This is a genomic window from Halobellus inordinatus (genome assembly GCF_024464655.1).
Lineage (GTDB): Archaea > Halobacteriota > Halobacteria > Halobacteriales > Haloferacaceae > Haloquadratum > Haloquadratum inordinatus.
Genome location: NZ_JANHAV010000004.1, coordinates 57329 through 82231 on the forward strand (window position 1 = coordinate 57329; position 24903 = coordinate 82231).

At 63.6% G+C, this 24903-nt stretch carries 17 protein-coding genes and 1 pseudogene; 11 read left to right on the forward strand and 7 right to left on the reverse strand.

Going from position 1 to position 24903, the window contains the following annotated elements; all coding sequences use genetic code 11:
- Positions 1-20 precede the first annotated feature (20 nt).
- Complete coding sequence (gene fdhF / locus NO347_RS09135; protein WP_256289306.1) at positions 21-2135, reverse strand: formate dehydrogenase subunit alpha; 2115 nt, start codon at positions 2133-2135, stop codon at positions 21-23.
- A gap of 345 nt (positions 2136-2480) precedes the next feature.
- Between fdhF and NO347_RS09140 the strand changes: the two genes are divergently transcribed.
- Positions 2481-3041, forward strand: coding sequence for a hypothetical protein (locus NO347_RS09140; RefSeq protein ID WP_256289307.1), 561 nt, complete (start codon positions 2481-2483; stop codon positions 3039-3041).
- A 62-nt stretch (positions 3042-3103) separates the two neighbouring features.
- On the opposite strand, the gene NO347_RS09145 is transcribed toward NO347_RS09140, so the two are convergent.
- Complete coding sequence (locus NO347_RS09145; RefSeq protein WP_256289308.1) at positions 3104-4828, reverse strand: formate--tetrahydrofolate ligase; 1725 nt, start codon at positions 4826-4828, stop codon at positions 3104-3106.
- A 368-nt stretch (positions 4829-5196) separates the two neighbouring features.
- Between NO347_RS09145 and folP the strand changes: the two genes are divergently transcribed.
- The 3 genes from folP to NO347_RS09160 all read left to right on the forward strand — a co-directional run bounded on the left by folP (position 5197) and on the right by NO347_RS09160 (position 8652).
- The gene (gene folP, locus NO347_RS09150) at positions 5197-7674 is read left to right on the forward strand and encodes a dihydropteroate synthase (protein WP_256289309.1); all 2478 of its coding nucleotides are present in this window, start codon (positions 5197-5199) and stop codon (positions 7672-7674) included.
- A gap of 92 nt (positions 7675-7766) precedes the next feature.
- Positions 7767-8375, forward strand: coding sequence for a hypothetical protein (locus NO347_RS09155; protein WP_256289310.1), 609 nt, complete (start codon positions 7767-7769; stop codon positions 8373-8375).
- Between the two features lie 25 nt (positions 8376-8400).
- Positions 8401-8652 (forward strand): hypothetical protein, encoded by a 252-nt coding sequence (locus NO347_RS09160; RefSeq protein WP_199723139.1) that lies wholly within the window; start codon positions 8401-8403, stop codon positions 8650-8652.
- A 344-nt stretch (positions 8653-8996) separates the two neighbouring features.
- On the opposite strand, the gene NO347_RS09165 is transcribed toward NO347_RS09160, so the two are convergent.
- Positions 8997-10742, reverse strand: coding sequence for a BCCT family transporter (locus NO347_RS09165; RefSeq protein ID WP_256289311.1), 1746 nt, complete (start codon positions 10740-10742; stop codon positions 8997-8999).
- A 490-nt stretch (positions 10743-11232) separates the two neighbouring features.
- Here NO347_RS09165 and NO347_RS09170 point away from each other — a divergent pair, with 490 nt between their 5' ends.
- On the forward strand, positions 11233-11649 hold the full coding sequence (locus NO347_RS09170; RefSeq protein WP_256289312.1) for a hypothetical protein: 417 nt from the start codon (positions 11233-11235) through the stop codon (positions 11647-11649).
- A gap of 129 nt (positions 11650-11778) precedes the next feature.
- Positions 11779-11940, forward strand: coding sequence for a hypothetical protein (locus NO347_RS09175; RefSeq protein ID WP_199723140.1), 162 nt, complete (start codon positions 11779-11781; stop codon positions 11938-11940).
- A gap of 54 nt (positions 11941-11994) precedes the next feature.
- Here the strand turns inward: NO347_RS09175 and NO347_RS09180 are convergent, their stop codons facing one another.
- Positions 11995-12438 (reverse strand): universal stress protein, encoded by a 444-nt coding sequence (locus NO347_RS09180; RefSeq protein WP_256289313.1) that lies wholly within the window; start codon positions 12436-12438, stop codon positions 11995-11997.
- Between the two features lie 273 nt (positions 12439-12711).
- Positions 12712-14895 (reverse strand): 4Fe-4S dicluster domain-containing protein, encoded by a 2184-nt coding sequence (locus NO347_RS09185; protein ID WP_256289314.1) that lies wholly within the window; start codon positions 14893-14895, stop codon positions 12712-12714.
- Between the two features lie 249 nt (positions 14896-15144).
- Between NO347_RS09185 and NO347_RS09190 the strand changes: the two genes are divergently transcribed.
- The 5 genes and pseudogenes from NO347_RS09190 (at position 15145) to NO347_RS09210 (ending at position 20762) form a co-directional block, all read left to right on the forward strand.
- Positions 15145-15279, forward strand: a complete 135-nt coding sequence (locus NO347_RS09190) for a hypothetical protein (protein WP_255410172.1) — start codon at positions 15145-15147, stop codon at positions 15277-15279.
- 224 nt (positions 15280-15503) lie between these two features.
- Positions 15504-18038, forward strand: a complete 2535-nt coding sequence (locus tag NO347_RS09195) for a GcvT family protein (protein WP_256289315.1) — start codon at positions 15504-15506, stop codon at positions 18036-18038.
- Between the two features lie 2 nt (positions 18039-18040).
- The gene (locus NO347_RS09200) at positions 18041-18787 is read left to right on the forward strand and encodes an electron transfer flavoprotein subunit beta/FixA family protein (RefSeq protein ID WP_121571089.1); all 747 of its coding nucleotides are present in this window, start codon (positions 18041-18043) and stop codon (positions 18785-18787) included.
- 2 nt (positions 18788-18789) lie between these two features.
- Complete coding sequence (locus NO347_RS09205) at positions 18790-19761, forward strand: electron transfer flavoprotein subunit alpha/FixB family protein (RefSeq protein ID WP_256289316.1); 972 nt, start codon at positions 18790-18792, stop codon at positions 19759-19761.
- Positions 19762-20000: 239 nt separating this feature from the next.
- Positions 20001-20762: pseudogene (locus tag NO347_RS09210) on the forward strand (bacteriorhodopsin).
- A 95-nt stretch (positions 20763-20857) separates the two neighbouring features.
- Here NO347_RS09210 and ilvA read toward each other — a convergent pair.
- Entirely contained in the window at positions 20858-22126 is a 1269-nt protein-coding gene (gene ilvA / locus NO347_RS09215) for a threonine ammonia-lyase (protein ID WP_256289317.1), read from the reverse strand.
- 80 nt (positions 22127-22206) lie between these two features.
- Positions 22207-24756, reverse strand: coding sequence for a GcvT family protein (locus tag NO347_RS09220; protein ID WP_256289318.1), 2550 nt, complete (start codon positions 24754-24756; stop codon positions 22207-22209).
- Positions 24757-24903: the final 147 nt, after the last annotated feature.

Here is a 24903-nt window from a genome sequence, read left to right on the forward strand (position 1 = left end):
GTCGCGACTGCGCGCTGTGATCAGTCGTCGGCCGGTGCGTCGCTGCCCTCGGATGGCTCGACGCCGACTTCGATCTCGGCGGCGGCGGCCTTGTACTCCGGAATCTTCGCGCGCTCGTCGAGCACGTCGTTCGTGAGACGGTTGGCGGAGGCGGCCGCGAAGTGCGGCGTCGTCCAGATGACCCCCTCTTTGATGTCTTCTGTGACGTGGGCCTCGACGGTGATCTCACCGCGGCGGGATTTGATCGTGACCTTCTCGCCGTCTTCGATCCCGTAGCGCTCGGCGTCGTTCGGGTGCACGTCGACGAAGTTCTCCGGGTACTGGTTGTTGAGCCGCGGCGAGCGCCGGCTCATCGTCCCCGTGTTGTAGTGCTCTTCGAGCCGCGCGGTCGTCAGGATCAGCGGGTACTCGTCGTCGGGCGTCTCCTTCGGTGGCTGGTGGGTGACGCCTTCGATCTGGCCGAGACCGCTCTCGGTGTCGAAGCTGTCCTCGTAGAGGAACGGGTCGCCCTCGTCGCCGGGTTCGTAGCAGGGCCAGTGGACGCCGTCCTCTCCGAGGCGGTCGTAGGTCATCCCGTGGTAGATCGGACAGACCTCCCGAAGTTCCTCGAACACTTCCTCGGGGGTGTCGAAGTCGAAGCCCTCACCGAACAGGCGGGTCCCGACCTCACAGAGGATGTCGAGGTCGTGCTTGGTGTTCTCGTGGACCTTCTGGACCGGCCGCATCCGCTGGACGCGGCGGTCGGTGTTGGTGACGGTGCCGCCCCGCTCGGCCCACGTCGTCGCCGGGAGGACGACGTCGGCGAACTCGGCGGTTTCGGTCATAAAGATGTCCTGCACCATCAGGAAGTCGACTTCCTCTAAGCGCTCGGCGACGCGGTTGGCGTCGGGTTCGGACATCACGGGGTTTTCGCCCATCACGTACATCCCGTGGATTTTCTCGCCGATGTTGTGGGTGATCTCGACGTTCGTCAGTCCCGGTTCGTCGGGAACCTCGAATCCCCAGACGTCTTCGACGCTCTCGCGCGCCTCGTCGTCGTCGACGAGTTGGTAGCCCGGAAGGACGTTCGGCATCGCGCCGACGTCGCTCGTCCCCTGGACGTTGTTCTGCCCGCGTAGCGGGTTGACGCCGGTGCCGGGACGACCGAGATTGCCGGTGGCGAGCGCGAGATTGATCTCGTTTTGGACGTTGTCGACGCCGCAGGTGTGCTGACTCATCCCCATCCCGGTGAAGATGGCTGCGTTGTCGGCGTTCGCGTACTTCTCGGCGGCGAGCTCGATGTCTTCGAGCGGGACGCCGCACTCCTCGGCGGCGGCTTCCTTGTCGAAGTCTTCCAGCGTCTCGCGCAGATCCTCGATGCCCTCGGTGCGCTCTGCGATGAACTCCTCGTCCACCCAGTCGTTTTCGAGGACCGTTTTGAGGACGATGTTGAGAAGCGGGATGTCGGTGCCCGGTTCGAGCTGGAGGTGCTGGTGGCGGTCGGTGTCCTCGATCTCGAAGGAGCGGGTCGTCTTGTTGGCGTGGGGGTCGACCTGGATGACGGTCGCGCCGTCGAGTACCGCCTGGCGGAAGTAGTTGCTGTTCGCGATGGGGTGCTGTTCGGCGGGGTTCGCGCCCTGGATCCACAGCACGTCGGCCTCGTTCATGAGGTCCTCCATACTGTTTGTCATCGCGCCCGCGCCGAGGCTCGTCCGCAGCGCCCAGACGGTCGAGGCGTGACACATTCGGGTGCAGTTGTCGACGTTGTTGGTGCCGTAGCGGCGCGCGAGTTTCTGGAGGAGGTAGTTCTCCTCGTTCATCGTCTTCGAGGAGCCGAAAAAGCCCATCGCGTCGGGGCCGTGCTCCTCGCGGATGGACTCCATCTCCGAGACGATACGCTCGTAGGCCTCGTCCCACGACGCCTCGCGGAACTCGCCGTCTTCCTTGATCAACGGCTCCGTGAGTCGGTCCTCGTGGTCGACGACCTGCGTCGCCGCACCGCCTTTGATGCAGACGCGACCGTCGTTGACGGGGGCGTCGCCCCACGGCATAAATCGCATATCGCTCGGCTCCTCGCCTGGCTGTACCTGGATGCCGCACCCGACGCCACAGTACGGACAGATCGTCTTCACCGGATCTTGATCTTCACTTGACATTATTGGACTCCTCCCGCTGATGGATCATCTCGTTCGTATTCCTTCCTTGCCACAAGTATGAATCTTTCTCACATACAGTACACCGGTTTATCCGGACGATCGACTCCAGCGGTGGGCTTCCGGCCTAACGGGCTATCCGGAGACATCTCCGACGATTCGACCTGCTGTAACGACAGATCCTCCCCACCGATCGTTGTCTCTTTGTAGATATATCGATAAGCTATCACTTCCAAACACGAGCTGATACCGATCGAGACAACTCACGAACGTGTTGTGTTCTGGCCGACTCTGTTCAGTTCAGCGTCAGAGGAAAACGTTGAGGCGACTGGCGGGGCTACCGCGTGTATGGATCTCACTGCAGCGGTTGTCGACGAGAAACGCCGCGCATATCCCGAGGTGCAAGCCCTCTCGACCGTCGAGGAGGAGCACGTGGATCTGCTCCCGGAGACGTTCGCGAGCGGCGATTACGGCTGGCGCGACGCCGAGTGGGTCGTGCAGTGGTACGGTCGCCGATTTATGGGAGAGATTCCCAACGCGGACCGCGGCGCGATCGAAGACGCGTACGACGAGAACGACTACGAGGACGTTCACGCAGCCATCTCGGCTGCTGTCGAGGCTGATACCGCGACCGAGATGGTGTCGTCGCTGACTGATCTGGCCGGCGTCGACGTCCCGATCGCATCGGCGTTCTGCCAGTTCATCGACCCCGAGCGCTACGTCGTCGTCGACTCGCGGCAGTGGGCGACGCTCCGTGAACTCGGGGAACTCGACGAACCGTATCCCGATCCAGTCACGACCGACGCGTACGAACGCTATCTCGATACCTACCGGGCCGTCGCCGAGCGCTGTGATTGTACTCTGTGGGACCTCTATCGGGCACTCTGGGTCATCGCCGCCGAAAAGTAAAGACACAGATTCGGTCGGGTCGGCATCGCGGCCGACTCACGAAACGGCCGCGACCCTCCGTCTTAGAACAGGCCGCTGATGTTGCCGTCTTCGTCGATGTCCATTCCGGCAGCCGCGGGTTCAGCCGGAAGCCCGGGCATATCCAGCACGTCGCCCGTGAGCGCGACGATGAACCCTGCGCCGGCCGAGGGGTAGAGTTCGCGGACTTCGAGTTCCCAGCCCTCGGGGGCGCCCTTCTTGCTCGGATCGTCACTCAGCGAGTGGAACGTCTTCGAGAGACAGACAGGCGCGTCGTCGAAGCCGAGTTCCTCCATCCGCTCGATGTCGTCTTCGGCGCTGCCGGTGTAGTTGACGCCATCCGCTCCGTAGACCTCGGTCGCGACTGTCTCGATCTTCTCTTTGATCGGCGCGTCGTCGGGGTACAGGTGGTCGAAGTCGTCCTCGTCGCCCGCCTCGACCGCGTCGACGACGTGCTCTGCGAGGTCGACGCCGCCTTCGCTACCCTCGGCGAAGACGTTCGATTCGGCGATTTCGACGCCGAGGTCCTCGCGACAGTGTTCGATGACTGCCTCGATCTCTTCGTCGGTGTCGTCGGGGAAGCGGTTGAGCGCGACGACGACCGGGACGCCGAACTTCTGGAGGTTCTCGACGTGCTTGTCGAGGTTCGCGAAGCCGGCTTCGAGTTCGTCGACGCCGGCCTCCTTGACGGCGTCTAGGTCTGCGGGCCACATCCCCATACCGTGGTACTTCAGCGCGCGGACCGTCGAGACGAGAACGACCGCGTTCGGCGTCATATCGCCGAGTCGGCAGACGATGTTCATGAACTTCTCCGCGCCGAGGTCCGATCCGAATCCGGCCTCCGTGACGAGATAATCGCCCATCCCGAAGGCGGCCTTGTCGGCGATCAGGGAGTTCGTCCCGTGAGCAATGTTCGCGAACGGGCCGCCGTGGACGAACGCGGGCGTGCCCTCGATGGTCTGGACGAGGTTCGGCTTGATCGCGTCCTTCAGGAGCATCGTGGCCGGGCCGGTTGCGTCGATGTCGTCGACGGTGATCGGCTCGCCGTCCTCGCCGTAGGCGACGATGATGCGCGCGACGCGCTCTTTGAGGTCGCCGAGATCCTCTGCGAGACAGAGCACGGCCATCAGTTCCGAGGCAGCCGTGAGGAGGAAGCGTTCCTCGCGCGGCGTGCCGCCGGTCTTCCCGCCGAGGCCGACGACGATGTCGCGAAGCGCGCGGTCGTTCATATCCAGCGCGCGCGGCCACGACACGTCGTTGATGTCGACGTCGAACTCGTCGCTCTGGGAAATCTTCGCGTCGAGCATCGCCGAGATGAGGTTGTGCGCGGACGTGAGCGCGTGCAGGTCGCCGGTGAAGTGGAGGTTGATGTCCTCCATCGGGAGCACCTGCGAATAGCCGCCGCCGGCCGCGCCGCCCTTGACGCCGAAGACAGGCCCCAGCGACGGCTCTCGAATCGCGATCATTGCGTCCTCGCCGACGTGATTGAGCGTCTGTCCGAGCCCGACCGTCGTGACGGTCTTGCCCTCGCCCATCGGCGTGGGCGTCATCCCGGTTACCAGTACGAGGTTTCCTTCCTTTTCGGATGCGTTATCACGGAGTCGATCGACGGTATCGTGCGTCAGTTTCGCTTTATAGTCTCCGTGCGCCTCGAAGTCGTCGGCGTCGATGCCCCAGGGGTCGAGGACGTCCTCGATCGGTTCCATCTCCGCTGACTGTGCGATCTCGTAGTCTGTCGGGAAGCCTTCGCTGTCGTCTGACGACGTCATACCTCCGGATGACCCTCGGAGGCCACGTAAGGGTATCGGAGAACATATATCCCATATATCATTTCGTGTTTCGTTTGCGCGCCACATCCACCCGAACCTATCCGAATTTTTCGGACTCCTTCGAAAAAATTCGACAACCTACGATTATTGTCGTGGATTGACGTGCCTACACGTGTAATGCTATTTTACAGGGTACACTACGGTTTATCACGTACGATCGTGACGTGAATGCAGTCCCTCATCAGCGTATTCTGATCCGATATGATCGTATGCGTGATCTCCGACCCTATATTTATTCAATTTCTGACTGTTCTTGTTCCGGTCGCTCTGCGATAGGTTAATCAGGTGACCGCCGCCGAATACGTGGTATGAAGTATCACGAGGCGGCCGACCATCTCACCTCGTTTCAGCGGCGCCGGCCCAAACTCGGGATCGAGACGACGGCGCGGATGCTCTCGCACTTCGGCGATCCGCACCTCGACGTCGACTGCGTGCAGATCGCCGGTTCGAACGGGAAGGGCAGCACGGCGCGGATGCTCGAAAGCGTCCTCCGTCGCGCGGGCGTGAGCGTCGGCCTATTCACCTCGCCGGGACTGAACGACTTTCGCGAGCAGGTACGCGTCGATGGCCGCAAGGTCCCCAAATCGAAGATCGCCGAGTACGCGGCGGAACTCGGTCCCTGCGTCGACCGTCTCCGCGAGGACGACGACGAGCCCACCCACTTCGAGGTTCTCACTGCGGTGGCGCTCCGACACTTCAGCGAGATGGATGTCGACGTGGCGGTGTTAGAAGTCGGCATCGGCGGCCGGTACGACGCGACGAGCGCCGTCGACCCGGTGGCCAGTGCCGTCACGAGCGTGAGCTTAGAGCACACGGAACTACTGGGCGACACCATCGAAGAGATCGCACGCGACAAAGCACAGGTCGCGCCCCGGGATACGCCCCTCGTCACCGGTGCCGACGGCGCGGCCCTGAATGCGATCCGCGAGGTGACGGACGCCATCTCTGTCGGCCCCGCGGAGACGGACCCAGACGTCGTCGCGGCCGAAGTCGGGATGCATTCCGACGTCGAAAGCGAGATCTCGATCACGGGCTCGGACTGGTCGGTCGAGACGCAGAGTCCTCTGTTAGGCGCTCACCAGGCTACCAACGCGGGCGTCGCGGCCACGCTCGCGCGACAGATCGCCGACGTCGACGCCACTACGATCGCGGAGGGTCTCCGGTCGGTGCTGTGGCCGGGGCGATTCGAGATTATGTCTACCGACCCGATGACCGTCCTCGACGGTTCGCACAACCCCGGTGCTGCCGAGACCATCGCCGACCTCGTCGAGCGCTACGACTACGACGACCTCCATCTCGTCTTCGCTGCGATGTCCGACAAGGACTACGACGAGATGATTGCGTCGCTTCCCCCCGTCGCGACCGCGTACGCGACCCGGCCGGACCTCGACCGCGCCGAAGATCCGGACGCCCTCGCTGACACACTCGCGGAGTACGCCGCGGAGGTGGACGTCGTCCCGTCGGTTCCCGAGGCCACGGAGCGAGCGATCGAGTCAGCCGACGAGGACGACTTCGTCCTCGTCACCGGGTCGCTGTACGCGGTCGCGGAGGCCCGCGACCGCTGGACCCGACGGCTCGTTCCCGTCTCTCGGACGCGGCAATCGCACGTCGAGAACGCCTTCGTCGGTGCCACCTTCGACGCCGATGTCTCGGGTGCGACGGCCGACGAACCACAGCCGGTAGACGCCGCTGCAGACACTCTCGAAGGCATCGATCGACGGGTCTTCCGGACCTACCTTCGCAAAGAGCAGGCCGAACGCGTTGCCGACCACCTCTCGGACATCGGCGGGCAGTGCTACCGCTCGACGGCTGGCAGCCCGGACAAGTTGGTGGCGACGGTGCTCGCCGGGACGACCGCGCAGTTCCGGGACCTCGCACGGACGCTCTCGGCGGACGGCCTCGGACTCCGCCGCCTCGCGACGCAACTCGAAGACCGCCTCGATCCCGTCGACCCGCCTCGCGAGGCGGGTCTGGAGCCGCTCGCTACCGACGGAACGGCGGTGATGGGTATCCTCAACGTCACGCCCGACAGCTTCCACGACGGCGGCGAGTACGAGGCCCTCGATGCGGCCGTCGACCGGGCCGAAGCGATGATCGAAGACGGCGTCGATATCATCGACGTCGGGGGCGAGAGCACCCGCCCAGGTGCCGAGCCCGTGCCTGTCGACGAGGAGATCGACCGCGTCGTGCCGGTCATCGAGGAGATCGCCGACCTCGGCGTCCCGATTTCGATCGACACCCGGAAAGCGGCCGTGGCCGATGCGGCGCTCGACGCCGGCGCGGACATCGTCAACGACGTCTCGCAGCTCGCCGACCCGGAGATGCCCTTCGTCGTCGCCGCACACGACGCCTCGCTCGTCTTGATGCACAGTCTCACTGTGCCGGTCGACCCGGACCGCACGACCACCTACGACGACGTCGTCGAAGACGTTCTCGACGAACTCTCCGAGCAGCTCATTCGGGCCAAGCGCGCTGGTATCGACGGCGACAAAATCGTCATCGACCCGGGGTGCGGCTTCGGGAAGTCGCCGGCCGAATCGTTCGAGCTGATCGACCGGACCGCCGAGTTCGAGGCCCTCGACTGTCCCGTTCTGATCGGGCACTCCCGCAAGTCGATGTTCGAGGCGGTCGATTACGCCGACGATGATCGTCTCGCGCCGACGCTCGGGGGGACGGCGATCGCCGCCGACCGCGGCGCAGCGGTTGTCCGCGTTCACGATGTCGCCGAGAACGTCGCGGTTGCGCGTGCGGCAGAAGGTCGTGTCGAGCCCGACTCCGATACCTAACCTCTCCTCTCCTCTCCTCTCCTCTCCTCTCCTCTCCTCTCCTCTCCCGTGTCCCAGCGACGGCGGAGACCGATACACTTTCACCACGCGCTATGTTATTCAATCGCGTGATTCTACAGGTCGCTGCCGCAGCCGTTGCCGGCCCCCTTTTCCAGTCGGTGGCACCGCTGCAGGCGTTCGATCCATCGGTCGTGTTCGACGCACCAGCGCCGACTCGGGCTGTGGGCGCGTTTCTGGCCAGCGTCGTCTTCGGAGGTCTCGTGATCTATCGGTACGGCGACCGCCTGACGGCCGCCGTCGAGGCGTCGACGGAGAGCCCGATTTTATCGGTGCTCTACGGCTTCATCGCCTACGGACTGGTCTCCTTCCTCGTCGTTTACGCGTACAGTCAACTCGCGGGCTTCGGAGTCGGAGTCTCTCTCATCACCGTCGCCGGCGCCGTCGTGCTCGGCGGCGCGCTACTCTCGCTCGGCGGGCTCGGCTTCGTCATCGTCGGCTCGTGGCTCGCGAACGCCGCTGGCGTACAGGATCCGTGGATCGGACTGCTCGGCGTCGCGCTCGGTGCGTCGATCGCCGTTCTCGTCCTGCCGGTCGTCTTCGGTGCGCTCGTGTGGTTCGGCGTCGCCGCTGTCGGCATCGGCGGGCCGGTCAGGCGATGGATCCACGCCGACAAGGCGGAACGTCGCGCCGAAGAACACTGATACGATTGCGGCACATAGTTCCTCTATGAGCGTCTCACAGCTCATCACTGCGTCCGGTGACGTGCTCCTCCAGCTACCGTTCGAGTCGCTTCAGGGGGCCGTGAACCTCGCGGGGACGGTAATCCTCCTCGTAATGCTCGTGGCTCTCGGCGGCTTCATTTATCGGGGCCTCCAGGACGACGGAATCAGCTGGCCCGACGAGACCGATTCGGAGACGGAGGGCGTCCAACGCCGCCCTCCCTCTGAGGAGGACGACGACGAGTGGAAGTACTACTGACACCCACCCGAGCGATACTGCCAACTGGGCGCTCACGAATAGCGTCGCGTGCACCCGTCTTCACACACCCACTCGCACGCATTCGTGCGGTCGTGTGACCGGCTGTGTATTCAGTCGGAAACGCTACGAGACGATTCACGGCGTTAGTCCGAAATGTCGACTCGGACTGATGGCTCTCGTTGTCGCGTGAGTGTCCCGAAGAATCGAGTCGACGACGGTCGCCGATCACCGTCGCGGTACGATCGCCGGCAGCGTTTGCGGCGACGATTGCCCGTGTCTTATCGAATGTCAAATCTCGATCGAACTCCCGGTTCGGCCAGGGCGGGATGCCGGTAGCCGAACACTTAGTCGCTGCCCTCCGTGTCGGCGCCGCTTCTGATCTCTGTCACCGTTTCGTTGCCCGAAGTGACGACGTCGATCTCGGATTCGTCGCTGAGATCCTGGATGCGCTCTGCGAACTTCTCCGAGGAGAGGATCTCGTGTTCGTTACTGAGGCCCTGATAGACCGTGTAACACATCAAGACCAGGATGACCGCGAACGGGAAACCGGTCGCGATCGCAGCCGTCTGCAGCGCGTTGAGGCCGCCGCCGATGAGCAGCACGGCCGCGACTGCACCCTCGGTGACTGCCCAGAAGATGCGCTGGACCTTCGGGACGTCGTGTTTACCGCCCGACGTCAGGTGGTCGATGACCAGCGAACCCGAGTCAGAGGAGGTCACGAAGAACGTGATCACGAGCAGGGTCGCCAGAAGCCCCGAAATGGCTCCGAGCGGGAACTGCTCTAACATCGCGAACATCGCGACGGTCTGACCGAACTCGTTGTAGGTCGCGAGCACCTGCCCGTTACCGACGATCGTGTTCTGCAGCGCGCTGCCGCCGAACGCGGCGAGCCAGAGCGTCGAGAACAGCGATGGGAGGAACAGCACGCCCATCACGAACTCGCGGACGGTCCGGCCCTTCGAGATACGCGCGATGAACATCCCGACGAAGGGTGACCACGCGATCCACCAGGCCCAGTAGAACACCGTCCACGCACCGACGGTACCGCCACCCTCGCCCATCGTTCCGGTGAAGAACGACAGCGAGAGGAGGCTGCCGAAGTACGCGCCGAGCCCTTCGACCCAAGCACCGAAGATGTAGAGCGTCGGGCCCACGATGAGGAGGAACCCGAGCAGCGTCAACATCAGGTAGAGGTTGATCGTGCTCAGACGCTTGACGCCGCCTTCGAGACCGGCGGCGACAGAGAGCGTCGCAATGGCAGTGATCCCGGCGATCAGGAGCACCTGTGGAATAGTTCCGGTCGGGATGTTCACGAGCCCCAGCATATCGCCGAGGACGTAGGACAGACCGGTATTAACCTGCGCGACGCCGAGTCCGAGGGAGGTCGCGAGCCCGAACAGGGTCGCGAACACCGTCACGAGGTCGATGACGTGACCGGGCCACCCGTAGATCCGTTCCCCGAGCAGCGGCCAGAAGATCGACCGGAACGTCAGCGGTAGTCCGCGGTTGAACGAGAAGAAGGCGAGCCCGAGTCCGACCAGACCGTAGATCGCCCACGGGTGGAAGCCCCAGTGGAAGAACGTCTGTGTCATCGCGGCTACGCCCGCTGCGCCGGTTCCTGCCTCAGCGTTGTAGAACCCTGGTACGTTCGAGACGTAGTACAGCGGTTCGGAGACGCTGAAGAACATCAGGCCGATACCCATCCCGGCGCTGAACAGCATCGCCATCCACGCGAAGTCGCTGAACTCCTTTTCTGCTTCGACGCCGCCGATCCGGATCGTTCCGAACTTGCCCAGCGCGAAGTACAGTATTGTGACGATGAAGATGTTCACCGCCAGGAGGTAGAACCAGCCGAAGTTCCCCTCGAAGAAGCTACGCACTGCCGAGTACGCCTGTGCGGCCTGATCGCCGAGAAGCACCGTTACTGCGATGAACACCGCGATCAAAAGCAGTGCGACCGGGAACACGATCGGATGGATGTCGAATCCGAACCGCTGGATGTTCGTGTCGCCCGGCTTCCGGTCGGACTCGGGGTGGAACAGTTCCACCTGGAGTCCATCGCTCATTCCTCCGTCGTCGCTATCTGACATACGCTACCTCCGCTGCGCCGAATTTACGTGGTTCGTTTGGTATCATTGTGGTGCCACCGATTCGGGTATTGCGGCTCGTCTGTCTCCCCCAGGTCCGCTCTCCCGCTCAGCTCGGTTTCCGCCCTGTACTGCCGACGCCGGGAGTGTACCCACCGTCGCACGTCGTTGGTTGAGTCACTCCTGAGTGGAATGTTACACAACCTCACTCACTATCAATCGTTGAGATATAATAAAGCTTGGGCAATATTCGCCAGTGAGTGACTAAAACCGGCGAATACACTCTGTAGACGTATTTTTGCAGCGTGGTCACTCACGGATTTATGCCCTCGTGTGGTTCCTGTGTCGGGGTACGTTGTTTCGATAAACCGTTGCGTGCGGTACGCACGGACGAAGGTACATATAACCATTCCTCTCTCTTGATTGCTGGTTGACAAAGTGTGACAGACCAGTGTGCGTGAAATTAACGTACATACGACCCCTAATCCACATAGTGATAGAATCCTTACTTGTTGTGGTTCGATGGCTCCGACGCCTGGGGGTCCGGATCGTTGCGCCGCTTCGCGCCGATCCGGAGAAGTCCGGCTTCCGCTTGTCGAGTCCGGAGACGAGTACGACGACGCTCGACGGCGACGTGGGCTGGGGGTCGCGGCCGCCCGCGCTTTTGCGGTGTGATCGCTGTGGTAGCGACATCTACCAGCGCCACCCGCACGACGATATCGACTGTCCTCGATGCGTCTCGGAGTACGATTACGACCAGTTCCCGGACCTCGAACTTCAGCACTTTCTCTGCTCGGTCTGTGGCTCGGAGATGGAACACGGCCATCGGCACCCGAACACGATCGAGGTCCCCGAGTGGGCGACGTGCCACGAATGTCGGTACCACTGGGAGTTCAGACACGACTACTGATCTTATCGGACGTGGATCCGTGATAATATGCGGTACTCCGGGTGTTGCGGATAGTTATCTCCGACAGTATTGGGCCACTGTCTTGGCTGGACGACAGTATTATACGTGCTCACACCGCGCACACGACGTATGCCAAACTATCTTGCGACGGCCGCCGCACTCTTCGTGGTCGTCCTCTTCGCGGTCGCCGTCCTCGCGATGACTGTGGGCAACTACGCTGCTGCCGGCGTGCTGTTTTTCAGTGCCAGCATCGTCATCTACTTTCGAGAAAAACGGTTGGTCGGGGAGTAGTCCCCGCGTTCGCCTGCTCGGTTCGTTTTCCGCTGTCGCGGTCGGCCTGCACGTCTACAGCTCTTCCATCGCCATCCGCTGGGTGATCACCGGCACCGTCGCGGTCCGCACCACTCTGTCGGTCGTGCCACCGAGGAGCGACCCGATCGTGCCGCGGTACGCCGAGCCCATCACGATCGCGCCCATCCCCTCGTCTTCGGCGTAGTCGACGATCTCCTCGCTCGGCGACCCGGTTCGCATCGCCGTCGTGCACTCGACGCCGTGCTCGGCGGCGATGTCCTCGATCTCGCCGAGAACCTCCTCGCCGTACTTCCGGTAATCTTCCCGCATCTGCTCTTCGTCGTCCCGCAGCGCCAGCGCTCGCGGTGCGCCGGGCAGGTCGATGACGTAGAGAGTAGTGACCTCCGCATCGAGTGCGGCCGCCAGTTCGATCCCGTGAATTGCGCCTTTCTTCGCCTCGTCGCTCCCGTCGTACGGTATCAGTATGTGCTCGTACATTGCGCCGAACCACTCTGACCGACACGACCCGTTTACAAATAACTTTCCGCGCTATCGACGGCCTCACGGGCTCGAAACGCCCACGATCTGCGGAACAATATACCTATGCGGACCGACGTGAAGGCGCTCTCTCTCGTTCGGTGATACAAACTGTTCGTGAGGTGTCGCGAGGAGTGCGGTGCAGACCGATTCTCATAGGGATTATCGTAACTGTTCGGATATTCTCGCCGTACCGTCCGGCGAGAAATCTAGCAGGACTTACGATAATCCCTATCAGTCGGCCTGTCCGGCCGCCCCCGAGGCGGCGGTCGTCTCGACGCCCGGCCCGTTCTCGATGGCTTCGACCAGTAGCTCTGCGACGTCGACGATCTCGATGTCGTCCTCGTAGCCGCCGGTCTTGCGCCCGTCCTCGTACATCGTCATACACATCGGACACGCGACGACGAACTTCTCGACGTCGCTGCCGGCGTCGGTGTCTTCGAGGGCTTCGCGCATCCGCTCTTCGCTCGGTTTGGACTCTTCGTCGATGTCCATCCAGAGGCCGCCGCCACCGCCCCCACAACAGAAGGAGTTGCTGCGGTTGCGGGGCATCTCCGCGAGGGTCGCGCCCGTCGCTCGGATCAGTTCGCGCGGCGCCTCGTACTCGTCGTTGTAGCGGCCGAGGTGGCACGGATCGTGGTAGGTGACCGTGTAATCGAGTTCGTTGCCACGGAGACCGAGTTCGCCCGCTTCGACCAACTCTTCGACGGCTTGCGTCCAGTGCAACACGTCGACGTCGCCGTCCGCGTTCCACTCACCGTCGAACTCGAAGCTCATTATGGGATCGTCGGCGAAGTTCTCGTACTCCACCTCCGGGTACTCGTTCTTGAACGTGTTGTAGGAGTGCGGGTCCGTACAGATGATCTTCTCGGGGTCGACTTCGTCGAACGTCTCGACGTGGTGGCCCGCAAGATCGACGTAGAGGAACTCCTCGCCGAGTCGGCGGATGTCGTTGCCGTCGTACTTCTCGTCCTCGAAGAGGATCCCGTACTCGACGTCGGCGTGTTCGAGGATCTTCGCGAGCGAGCGAGCGACTTTCTTGTTCCGTTCGTCGTAGCTCGGGTAGTCGCCGACGTACCAGAGGTACTCGACGTCCTCTTCGCGGGCGTCCGTGAGGTCGAACTCCAGGTCGTCGGCCCACGCGGCGCGCTCGTCCGGCGGATCGCCGAAGGTGTTGCCCATCCCCATGATGTTGTCGAAGGTGTCCTGGACGTTCGAGTCGACGTCGCCCTGGTCGGTGAGCTGTCGGTTCATCCGCGTGAACGACTTGAGGTGCTCGATGTCGACCGGGCAGGCGTCCATACAAGCCATACAGGACATACACGACTCCATCGTCTCGGAGGCGACGACGCTCTCGCCGCCGTCGGCGATGATGTCGACGGGCTCTGTCTCCCCGGCGTCGAGCTCCTCCCGATAGCTCTTGAGGTCCAGGATGACGTCCCGCGGATCGAGCGGGCGCCCGGACGCCTTGGCCGGACAGACGGACGAACAGCGGCCACACTTCGTACAGGCGTCTTGGTCGAGCAGTTCCTTCCAGGAGAAGTCGTTGATCTCCTCGGCTCCGGTGTCGGCGTCGAGATCGGCCGGGACACCGGGCAGACGCTTGCCGGCCTTCTCGTCGCGCGCGACGATGTTTGCGTACGACGAGAGCATATGGAACGGCTTGCCGTACGGAATGGCGGCGACGAACGCGAGCGCGAGCAGGGCGTGCGACCACCAGATCGCCGGGTAGATGGCCTGCGCCATCGACTCGCTAACGCCCGCGATCACCAGCACGTCCGCGACGAACCATCCGACGAAGCTCACGGTCTCGAAGGCGGGAAAGCCCGTCCCGAGGATCCGCACGCCCTCTGCGACGTAGCCACCGACGCCGAGCAGGAACAGCGCCCAGATGAAGAAGTCGTCTTCCAGACTGGTGTGTTTCCCCCAGAGACGCGCCTTCCGAACGGCGTAGCGCCGGTACAGCGCGACGCCGACGCCGACGACGAACAGCAGCCCCATCGCGTCCATCACCAGCGAGTACGCGAGATAGAAGTCGCCGACGAAGAAGGACTGCTCGGTGCCGAGCATCCCCGTGACGTTCCGGTAGATGTCCATATCGATGGCGAGGATCGTGGTCCCGATGAGCAGCGTGAGAAAGCCCCACATAATGAACGCGTGCATCAGGCCGCCCCTCGTGTCCCGGTCGAAGAGCTTCCGGTTCGAGAGGACGATCCGCGCGGCGGTAACTATGCGACTCGGCAGCGCGTCGAGTCTGTCGAACCAGTCCTCTTGCCCGGACGTGTAGCGCACGAAGTTCTGGTAGACACCGTACGCGAACACTATGATCGTCACCGCGGCGAGCAGGTAGAACACTATCTCGCCGAGGTGACTGATACCCCAGAGCGTGGGCCTGGTTACAGTTCCTTCGGCAACCATCACGGTTGTTGATTCTCGAATCCGCTCATAAAACTTGGTGCGCGGCAGTTTTTCGGCCCATCTCGGTCCATCAACGGCGCAGATCGTGGTAAATCGTATTAGACAGTTGATCTGTTGTGGTTGAGAAGTGGTATGAGAGAAACCGGTGACGACTCCGCGCAATCAGGATCGTTCGGACGATCGCGCGACACTGCATCCGACGATGTGGGCACCAAGTATTATACTCCCGTTCTCCCATCGGTGCATACGATGAACGTGCCTGCTCGCTTCGATCACCCGGCGTGGACCGCCGGTGTCGCGACCGTCGTCAGCTATGGCCTCGGCCTGTTCGGCTTGTTCGTGTTGCTGTTCGTCCTTCCTTACCTGCTTTTCCTGCTCGTGTGAGCGCGACGAACGGCGACCGGTCGCCGCGCTGAAACCGTCCCAACGCTCGTTCTATCTGCGCTCCTTCTGCGAGCAATATAAAAGGAGGTTCAATAATCAAGATGTAGTTAATTATCGTTGGATATGGAAACGTGTAGGTGTATGGGGCAGTGTACCACTGGAGGGCGTACGCGCGAGACACGTTACCACAGTGGCCGAAGTAACCGACCCAGAAATCGAATACGATGAGCACGAACGACTTCCCATCGAACGCAGGTACAGTAATTATCGGAGCTGGCATCGTCGGCAGCTCTCTTGCAGGAGAACTCGCGGAACGCGGCCGCGACGACATCCTCTTGATCGACAAAGGACCGCTCTCGGATCCTGGCGGATCGACCGGCCACGCCTCGAACTTCATCTTCCCGGTCGAACACAGCAAGGATATGACGCAGTTGACCTCCGACAGCCGAGATATCTACCGAGAGTTCGACACCTTCACGAACTCCGGCGGGATCGAGGTCGCCCGGACCGAAGAGCGAATGGCGGAACTCAAGCGCCGCGTCGTCTCCGCGAAATCTTTCGGCGAGGAAGCCGAACTTCTCACTCCCGAGGAGGTCGAAGAACTCGTCCCCTACGTCAACACGGACATCATCAAAGGCGGCTTCTACAGCAAGGGCGCAGGCACGTGTGACCCGCTCCGCGCCGGCGAACTCTATCGCCAGCAAGCGAAGGACAAAGACGCACTCAGCACCGCCGCGAACACCGAAGTCACCGACCTCCACGTCGAAAACGGCGAGATCCAGGCCGTCGAGACTGACAAAGGCACCGTGCAGGCCGACGAGGTCATCATCGCCGCGGGCCTCTGGAGCCCGAAGATTGCCGATATGGCCGGCGTCGACATCCCGCTGTCACCGGCCGTCCACCAGATGGTCTCCGTCGGGCCGATCGATCGCTTCGAGGACGGCGAGGGTGAGATCAACTACCCCGTCATCCGGGATATGGACACCCAGATGTACGAGCGCCAGCACGGCAACGATATGGAGGTCGGTTCTTACGAGCACCGACCCATCCTCTGGGACGTCGACGACGTCCCCTCGATCGAGGAATCGCCGCTGTCGCCGACGCAGCCGCCGCTCACCGAGGACGCCTTCGAGGACTCGATGCAGCACGCGCTGGAAATCATCCCTGACGTCCTCGACGACCCCGACGCCGGGATCCGTCACTCTATCGACGGTCTGCTGTCGGTCACGCCCGACGGCCACCCGCTTCTCGGCCCGATCCCCGAGGTCGACGGCCTCTGGTCCTGTGCCGCGATCTGGATCAAGGAAGCGCCGGCAATCGCCCGCGAGGTTTCGAAGTGGATGACCAAAGGCCACCCCGACATCGACATCGTCGCCCACGACCACGTCGCCCGCTTCGACGAGTACGGCGAGACCGAGGAGTTCGTCAAGAGTCGCGGCTACGAGGGCTACCAGAAGATCTACGGCATCGTCCACCCGCGCGAGCAGTGGCAGTCGGTCCGGCCGCTCCGGACGAGTGCGTTCTACCACCGCCAGCAGGAACTCGACGCCGAGTTCTTCGAGGCCGGCGGCTGGGAACGGCCGCGGTGGTTCGAATCGAACGCCGACCTCGTCGAGAAGTACGAAGACGAGATCGAAGGCCTCCGAAGACCGAACGAGTGGGACAGTCGCTGGTGGTCCGAGATCATCCTCGGCGAGCACCTCCATCTGCGCGACAACGTGGGTATGATCGGTGACACCGGCTTCGGCATCTTCGACATCATCGGCAGCGACGCCGAGGAGAATATGGAGCGGATCTGCGTCGCGCCGATGGATCTCGACGTCGACAGCTCTGTGTACACCGCAGTCCTCGCGCCGAACGGCGGCTTCGTCTCTGACCTGACGGTCGCTCGCCTCGGCGAGAACCACTACCGCGTCATCACCGGCGGCGCTCACGCCGGCCAGGACAAGACGTGGTTCAGTGACCACCTCGAAGGCGACAGCGAACTCATCGGCCGCTCCTCGGAACTCTGTACGCTGGGCGTGTGGGGTCCGGACGCCGAGGAACTGATGAACTCGATCGCCGAAGAAGAGATGACCGCAGACAGCTTCGACTTCGCCGAGATGAAAGACGTCACCATCGGCGCGGTCGACGCCAAGGCGTTCCGCATCTCCTACGTCGGCGAGTTCGGGTGGGAGATCTACGCCCCGATGGACCAGGGCCAGCGGCTCTGGGACACCATCTACGAGGCCGGCCAGGAGTACGACATCCGCCCCGTCGGGACGGGTGTCTACGGTGAGACCGGTCGGATGGAGAAGAGCTACCGCCTGATGGGCGCCGAACTCGAAATCGACTACACGCCGGCGGAAGCGGGTCTGACGCTCCACGGCGTCAAGGACGCCGACTTCATCGGCAAAGAGGCCTACGCCGAGGGCATCGAAGAGGAGAACAGCGCGACGCTGTGTACCCTCTCGGTCACGGATCACGCTCCCGACGGCGGCGAGCGGCGGTTTATGACGGGCGGTGAGCCGGTCCTCGACCAAGACGGAAACGTCCTCATCGACGACGAGGGCCGCCGCTCGTACGTCACCTCGGCCGGTACTGGCCCCTCGGTCGGCAAGCACCTTCTGATGGCCTACCTGCCGCAGGAGTACGCCACTGAGGGCGAGGAACTGCAGGTCGAGTACTTCGGCCAGCAGTACCCGGTCGAAGTCGAGGTCGCCGGCAACGGCGGCGTCTTCGACCCGAACAACGATCGGCTATTCCGCAACGAATACTGATTATGGAAGTACTCACCGCAATCAAGCGCGTTCCGGAAACGGGCGCGAAGATCGTACTGACGGAGGACAAACTGGACATCGACACCAGTTCGCTGGGCTTCACCTTCAGCCCGCACGAGGAGTGTGCGGTCGAGGAGGGCGTCCAGTTGGTCGAAGAGCACGGCGGCAACGTGACCGTGCTCACGCTCGGTGAGGAAGACGCGACCGAGCAACTCCGCTCGGCTATCGCGATGGGCGCCGACGACGGCATCCTGCTGGAAAGCGACGAGGATCGCGGTCCCGCCGGGACGGCGAAGGCGATCGCCGATGCGGCTAGCGACGCCGACTTCGACCTCCTGCTGTTCGGTAACGAGTCCGCCGACACGGCGAACCACCAGGTCGGCGTCCGCGTCGCCGAGCAACTGGGTCTGCCCTGCGTCACCGGTATCAAAGACCTCGACGTCACGGACGGCACGGTGACTGCGCGACGCGAGATCCCCGGCGGCTCCGAGGTCTACGAGGTCGACCTCCCCGCCGTCGTCACGGTCAAGGAAGGCCTGAACGAACCGCGCTACCCGTCGATGCGCGCGAAGATGCAGGCCCGGAAGGCGTCCGTCGAACACGATGAACCCGCAGCGTACGACGAGGGCCTCGAACTCCTCGAACTCGAAGTGCCCGAGTCCGACGACAGTCCCGCCGAGGTCCTCGGCGAGAGCCCCGACGCGGCCGACGACGCCGTCGACGTGCTCGAAGACCTGGAGGTGCTCTGACGATGGTACTCGCACTCGTCGAACACGACAACGGCGAAGTCGACGACACCTCTCTGGAGACGCTGACGCTCGCCCGCGACGTCGCAGAACAGGCCGGCGAATCGCTCGAAGCCATCGCGTTCGGTCCCGAAGCCGACGGCATCGCCGAGACGGTCGGCGCGTACGGCGTCGCGGTGCTCAACACCGTCGACCACGCGGATCTCGACGACTATGCGCCGGAGGCATACGGCCGTGCAGTCGTCCAGTGCGCCGAGGAGACGGGCACCGAAGCGATCATCGCGCCTGGGACGGATCGCGGCGCGGAGACGCTCTCGCACGCCGCCTCGAAACTCGACGTGACGATGGCTGCCGAAGTCACGGACGTCGAGGTCGGCGACGACTACGAGCTCACCCGGCAGCGCTGGGGGGGCACGCTCATCGAGCACGCCCGACTCTCCGCCGATACGAACCTGCTCACGGTCGCACCCAACGAGATCTCCGCCAGCGAGAGCGGCGGCGACGCGGCGGACGTGAGCGCGTTCACGCCGGAACTCGACGACGGCGACCTCCGCGTCCAACTCACGCGCGTCGAAGAATCGGACATCGAGGGAGTCCCGCTCGCGGAGGCCCGCGTGGTCGTCGGCGGCGGTCGCGGAACCGACGGTGACTTCTCCGAACTGGAAGACCTGGTCGAGAAGATTCCCAACGCCGCGCTCGGATCTTCCCGCGCGGCCGTCAACGAGGGCTGGCGTCCCCACGACGACCAGATCGGCCAGACGGGGAACAAGATCGCGCCCGAGATCTACATCGCGGCCGGCATCAGTGGCGCCGTCCAGCATATGGTCGGCTGTAAGGGCGCCGAGAACATCCTCGCGATCAACACCGACCCGGAGGCGGCCATCGTCCAGAAGGCCGACTGGGCCGTCGTCGCCGACCTCCACGAGGTCGCCCCGGCGATGAGCGAGGAACTGGAGAGCCGCGGGCACGCCGACTGACGCCGCGCTCTCTTCCCGTTCGCTCGGGCTCCGGCTCCTGAGATATAATTTCTTTGGCCGACTCGACGGTTAGATACAGCATATACGGACAACCCAACAATAATTTGGCCATAAACTGTTTGTATGCCAATTATTTATTTACGCTCTCCCCTCCTGATGGACTTCGTATGTCACCGACAGCCATCGACAGCCTACGGATCGGAGTGCTTCAAGCGACACAGGCGGACGCGTTCTCATAGATCCAACGTGACGTCCTGTTGAGTTCGTCGCTGTGGTTGAACGTCGCGCTGGCCGGACTCTCCATCCTGTTGTTCGTGTATATAGGACGGAACGTCTCGGACGGTCGGGCGCGGCTCATCTGGGGGGCGACCCTGATGATCCCGCTCGTGTCGCTGTCGAGTTACCTCGGGCTCCTCTCTGGGCTCACCGCCGGCTTCATCGAGATGCCAGCCGGGCACGCGCTGGCCGGCGAGGAGGTAATGAGTCAGTGAGGCCGCTACCTCACGTGGGCGCTCTCGACGCCGATGATCCTCCTCGCGCTCGGACTGCTCGCCGACGTCGACAGGGGGAGCCTGTTCACGGTCATCGCCGCCGACATTGCGATGTGCGTGACGGGGTTGGCCGCGGCGCTCGTCACCTCCTCGTACCTGTTCCGGTGGCTGTTCTACCTCGTCAGTTGCGCGTTCTTCGTAGTGGTCCTCTACGCGCTGTTAGTCGAGTGGCCCGCCGACGCCGCAGCGGCGGGGACAGACGATATTTTCGGCACGCTCCGGGTGCTGACAGTCGTGCTGTGGCTCGGCTACCCGATCATCTGGGCCGTCGGCGTCGAAGGGTTCGCGCTCGTCCAGTCGGTCGGCCTGACCTCCTGGGGCTACTCGGCGCTCGACATCCTCGCGAAGTACGTCTTCGCGTTCCTGCTCCTGCGCTGGGTCGCCGCGAACGAGGGGACGGTGGGTGCCTCCGCAGGCGCAACGAGCGGCGCGGCGCTCGGTGACGACTGATAGCGAATACCCGACGTCCACATCATTTCTCGCCATCCCGTTCGGCAAGAGTCGATGAACAGGTACGATAACCGTAAGAGACCCGCCTCGGTCCCTTATGCGGTCGCGCGGGTCACGTCATCGACGCTGTACTCCTCGGCTTCGATCGCGTCGACGATCGATGCGGCGTGCTCCGCACCGCTCGTTTCCACGGTGAACACGAGGTACGCCTCGCCGACTTCAAGATCCTCGACGGAACGGTCGTGACGCACGTCGTGGATGTTCGCGCCCTGGTCGGCGATGATCCCGGAGAGATCCTCCATCTTTCCGGGGCGGTCGTCGATCCTGACCCGGAGACGGATGCGCTGCTTCCGCTGGGTCAGCGCGTGGACGAGAACGGTCTGGAGTTGCGTCATATCGAGATTGCCACCGCAGAGCAGCGGCATCACCGTCTCGTCGGTGACGTCGAGGTCGTCGCTCAGCAGCGCGGCGACGGAGGCCGCGCCCGCGCCCTCGACGACCTGCTTCGCCCGCTCCATCAGGAACAAGATCGCCTGGGCGATCTCGGTGTCGGTGACGGTCACGACCTCGTCGACGTTCTCCTGGATGATCCGCAGCGTCGTCTCGGAGATGCCGCCGGTCGCGATGCCGTCGGCGATGGTGTCGACCTCCTCTAGCGTGACCGGGATGCCCTTGTCGAGGCTCTCGTGGACTGTCTCTGCGCCGGTCGCCTGCACGCCGACGACCCGCGTCTCCGGCGAGAGATGCTTCATCGCAGTCGAGACGCCGCTGATCAGTCCGCCGCCGCCGATCGGAACGATGACCGTGTCGACGTCCGGGCAGTCGTGGTACATCTCAGTTCCGAGCGTGCCCTGTCCGGCGATGATGTCGGTGTCGTCGTAGGCGTGGACGAACTCCGCGTCGCTGTCCTCGACGGCGGCTTGGGCGTGCGCCATCGTCTCTTGGAAGTCTTTGCCCACTAACTCGACGGTCGCGCCGTAGCTCCGCGTCGCGTCGACCTTCGCCTGCGGCGCGTCGACCGGCATATAGATCGTCGAATCCGCGCCGCACTTCGTCGCCGCGAGCGCGACGCCCTGGGCGTGGTTGCCGGCGCTGGCGGCGATGAACTCTGTGACGCCGTTTGCGACGTCCTGGCTGATCTTGTTGTACGCGCCGCGGGTCTTGAACGATCCCGTCCACTGGAGGTGCTCCATCTTCAGGTGCACCTCCGCGTCGACGAGGTTGCCGAGCGACGTGCTCACCTCGACTGGCGTCTGTTTGACGACGGTGTCGTCGTCGAGGCGCTCGCGTGCACGTTCAATGTCCACATATTGCACGGGCAGTTCGTCGGGTTCGGACTCGGAGTTCGTCTCTGTCTCAGTCATCGTCTGTTTTGGATCGGTGGTTCGCTCCCGCGCGGCCATCCTGGCCGCTTCGGGAGGTGTGTCCGCTCGTTTTTCGCTTCTTATCTGATGATCTTGTCGCGGCCGGCGTCGAACAGCGGTTCGTCCCGGACGGTCGCGTCGTACACCTCGCCTTCGCACTCCACTTGGACGGCGGTGCCGGCGTCGGTGTACTCCGTCGGGAGGTACGTGTACGCGATCGACTCGCCGATGGTGTAGCCGAAGTCGGCCGCCTGCACGTAGCCGACGGCTTCGCCGTCGACGAGGACCGGCCGACCGCTCAGCAGGATGTCCGTCGAGTCGTCGAGCGTGATCGGCGTGATCTCGTTGTCGATGCCCTCGGCCCTCGCGGCTTCGAGCGCTTCCTTCCCGACGAAGTCGGTGTCGAGGTCGACGGCGAACGAGAGGCCGGCCTCGTAGGGGTTCGCGTCGGTGTCTATGTCGGTTCCCCAGAGTCGATAGCCCTTCTCCAAGCGCATCGATTCGAGCGCGCCGCCGCCCATCGGCCGCACGTCGAGGTCCTGGCCGGCCTCCCAGAGGGTCTGCCAGAGGCGCTGGCCGTACTCGGTGGGCGCCCACAGCTCCCAGCCGAGTTCGCCCACGTAGGAGATGCGCAGCGCGATCACGGGCACCTCGCCGACGTAGATCTGCTTCGCGCTGAAGTACGGGAAGCCGCTGTTGGAGACGTCGGCGTCGGTGACGCGCTGGAGCAGCAGTCGAGACTGCGGCCCCCACAGCCCGATCGTGCTTTTCGCACCCTCCTCGATGTTCACCGAGACTGTCTCTGGGGCGCGTTCCTTCAGCCAGCCGCCGTGGATGCCCGGAGAGTTGCCGCCGCCGGTGGTGACCATATACCGATCGTCGCCGAGGCCGACGACCGTCACGTCCGCGAGGATGCCGCCGCCCTCGTTCAACAGCAGCGAGTACCGCACGTCGCCGACGTCGACGTCGACGTCGTTGCTACACATCCGCTGGAGGAAGTCGCCCGCGTCCGCCCCCTCGACGACGATGCTGCTGAAGGAAGTCATATCGAACATCGACACCGCGTCGCGGGTGTGGAGGTGCTCGGCCCCTTCGATCTTCGAGCGGTTGATGCCCTGCCAGCCGTCCTGGTCGGGGAGTTGCTCTTCGTACTCCTCGAGGAGGTCGGCGTTGTGCTCGTACCACTGCGCGGACTCCCAGCCGCCGGACTGGTAGAACTCCGCGCCCAGTTCCTTCTGCTGGTGGTAGAACGGACTCGTCCGCAGCGGGCGGTGCTCCTCGGGCTGCCAGCGCGGCTCGACGATGCTGTAGACCTGCTCGTAGCGCTTTGCGCCCTTGTCGACGAAGTAGTCTTTCTCGCCGGCGTGCGGCTCGAAGCGCCGGACGTGGACGCCGCCGGTGTCGACTGGCCCGGAGGGGAGGCGGGGAACGCCGTTCTCCATCCACTCGGCGACGATCCGCCCGTAGCCGCCGGAGTGCGTCCACCAGATCGCGAGCGCGCTCCAGAGGCCGTCGACGCTCGCCGTCGGCCCGACCGCGGGCATTCCGTCGGGCGTGAACACGAATATGCCGTTCTCGGTCATCTCGTACTCCTTATCTGCCGTCGCCGGCAGCAGTTCGTCGAAGGCCTGCTTCGGAGACTTCTCGCGGTCGGGATGCGTCGGCTTCTCCCAGTGATCCATCGTGAAGCCGCGGACCGAGGACTGCTGGTCCTCCGTGTTCTTCCCCATCGCGTCGGGGTCGACCGAGAGCGCCTCGTGGTTGTACGACCCCATCCCGATCGACTTCCCGTGCGTCCGGAAGTACAGCGAGTTGTCCTGGTCGCGACCCACGGGTCGGTGCGGGGCCTCGCTCATATACTCCTGAATGTCGCGGTTCCCGGGCACGTCGAGCCCCTCGGTGTTCTTGCCGACGCCCGAGTCGACGCCGCCGAGTTCTTCCATCTCCTCGGTGACGACGTACTGGTGTTCGACCGGCGCGATCGGGATGTCGAGGCCGGCCATCTGGGCCGTCTGATAGCCCCAGTTGTTCGTCGCCATCACGCAGCGCTCGCATTCGATCGTGCCGCGATCGGTCTCGACCGCACTGATCTCGCCGCCCGCGACGTCGAGATCCGTCACTTCGGTGTTGCCGTAGAAGTCCGCGTCGGAGTGCTCCATATACCACTGTAGCGCAGATATCCCGTCGACGCGGCCGTCAGTCGGAGAGTAGTAGCCGCCGAGAATCTCGTCTTCGTTTACGAGCGGGAAGTGTTCTGTGACCTCCTCGGGCGTGAGCAGTTCCGGCTCGGGGAGACCGTAGGAGGTCGCCCACTCGACGCGGCGCTGCAGGAAGTCCATCCGCTCTTCGCTGCGGGCGAGTTCGATGCCGCCGACTTCGTTGTAGACGCCGGCGTCAGAGAGGAGCCGGCTCGTGTAGTACGCCGCTTTCGTCTGGATCTTCGAGGGCGACGTCTGGAACATAATCCCCGGCGCGTGCACCGACGAGCCGCCGGTGACGGGCAGCGGTCCCTGATCGACGACGACGACGTCTTCGGCACCCAACTCGCTCAAATGATAGGCGACACTGCAGCCGACCGCCCCAGCCCCGATCACGACGGTCTCTGCGTTCGATGGAAACTCTGTGCTCATAGTTCTCGTCCGAGGGTGACTCTGTCACGATTATAAAGACAACGGTGGCTCAGATTCCGAACTTGGCGAAAGACGACGGAGAACGGCTCAAAACACCGATCTCGGGGGCTTGGATTCGATACTCGACCAGAAACTAGCGCGTGGGCG

Coding starts and splice junctions, on each gene's coding strand:
- fdhF (WP_256289306.1), bottom strand. CDS start 2,135: ATGTCAAGTGAAGATCAAGATCCGGTGAAGACGATCTGTCCGTACTGT.
- NO347_RS09200 (WP_121571089.1), top strand. CDS start 18,041: ATGGAAGTACTCACCGCAATCAAGCGCGTTCCGGAAACGGGCGCGAAG.
- NO347_RS09175 (WP_199723140.1), top strand. CDS start 11,779: ATGCCAAACTATCTTGCGACGGCCGCCGCACTCTTCGTGGTCGTCCTC.
- NO347_RS09180 (WP_256289313.1), bottom strand. CDS start 12,438: ATGTACGAGCACATACTGATACCGTACGACGGGAGCGACGAGGCGAAG.
- NO347_RS09155 (WP_256289310.1), top strand. CDS start 7,767: ATGTTATTCAATCGCGTGATTCTACAGGTCGCTGCCGCAGCCGTTGCC.
- ilvA (WP_256289317.1), bottom strand. CDS start 22,126: ATGACTGAGACAGAGACGAACTCCGAGTCCGAACCCGACGAACTGCCC.
- NO347_RS09145 (WP_256289308.1), bottom strand. CDS start 4,828: ATGACGTCGTCAGACGACAGCGAAGGCTTCCCGACAGACTACGAGATC.
- folP (WP_256289309.1), top strand. CDS start 5,197: ATGAAGTATCACGAGGCGGCCGACCATCTCACCTCGTTTCAGCGGCGC.
- NO347_RS09140 (WP_256289307.1), top strand. CDS start 2,481: ATGGATCTCACTGCAGCGGTTGTCGACGAGAAACGCCGCGCATATCCC.
- NO347_RS09195 (WP_256289315.1), top strand. CDS start 15,504: ATGAGCACGAACGACTTCCCATCGAACGCAGGTACAGTAATTATCGGA.
- NO347_RS09205 (WP_256289316.1), top strand. CDS start 18,790: ATGGTACTCGCACTCGTCGAACACGACAACGGCGAAGTCGACGACACC.
- NO347_RS09160 (WP_199723139.1), top strand. CDS start 8,401: ATGAGCGTCTCACAGCTCATCACTGCGTCCGGTGACGTGCTCCTCCAG.
- NO347_RS09165 (WP_256289311.1), bottom strand. CDS start 10,742: ATGTCAGATAGCGACGACGGAGGAATGAGCGATGGACTCCAGGTGGAA.
- NO347_RS09220 (WP_256289318.1), bottom strand. CDS start 24,756: ATGAGCACAGAGTTTCCATCGAACGCAGAGACCGTCGTGATCGGGGCT.
- NO347_RS09190 (WP_255410172.1), top strand. CDS start 15,145: ATGAACGTGCCTGCTCGCTTCGATCACCCGGCGTGGACCGCCGGTGTC.
- NO347_RS09185 (WP_256289314.1), bottom strand. CDS start 14,895: ATGGTTGCCGAAGGAACTGTAACCAGGCCCACGCTCTGGGGTATCAGT.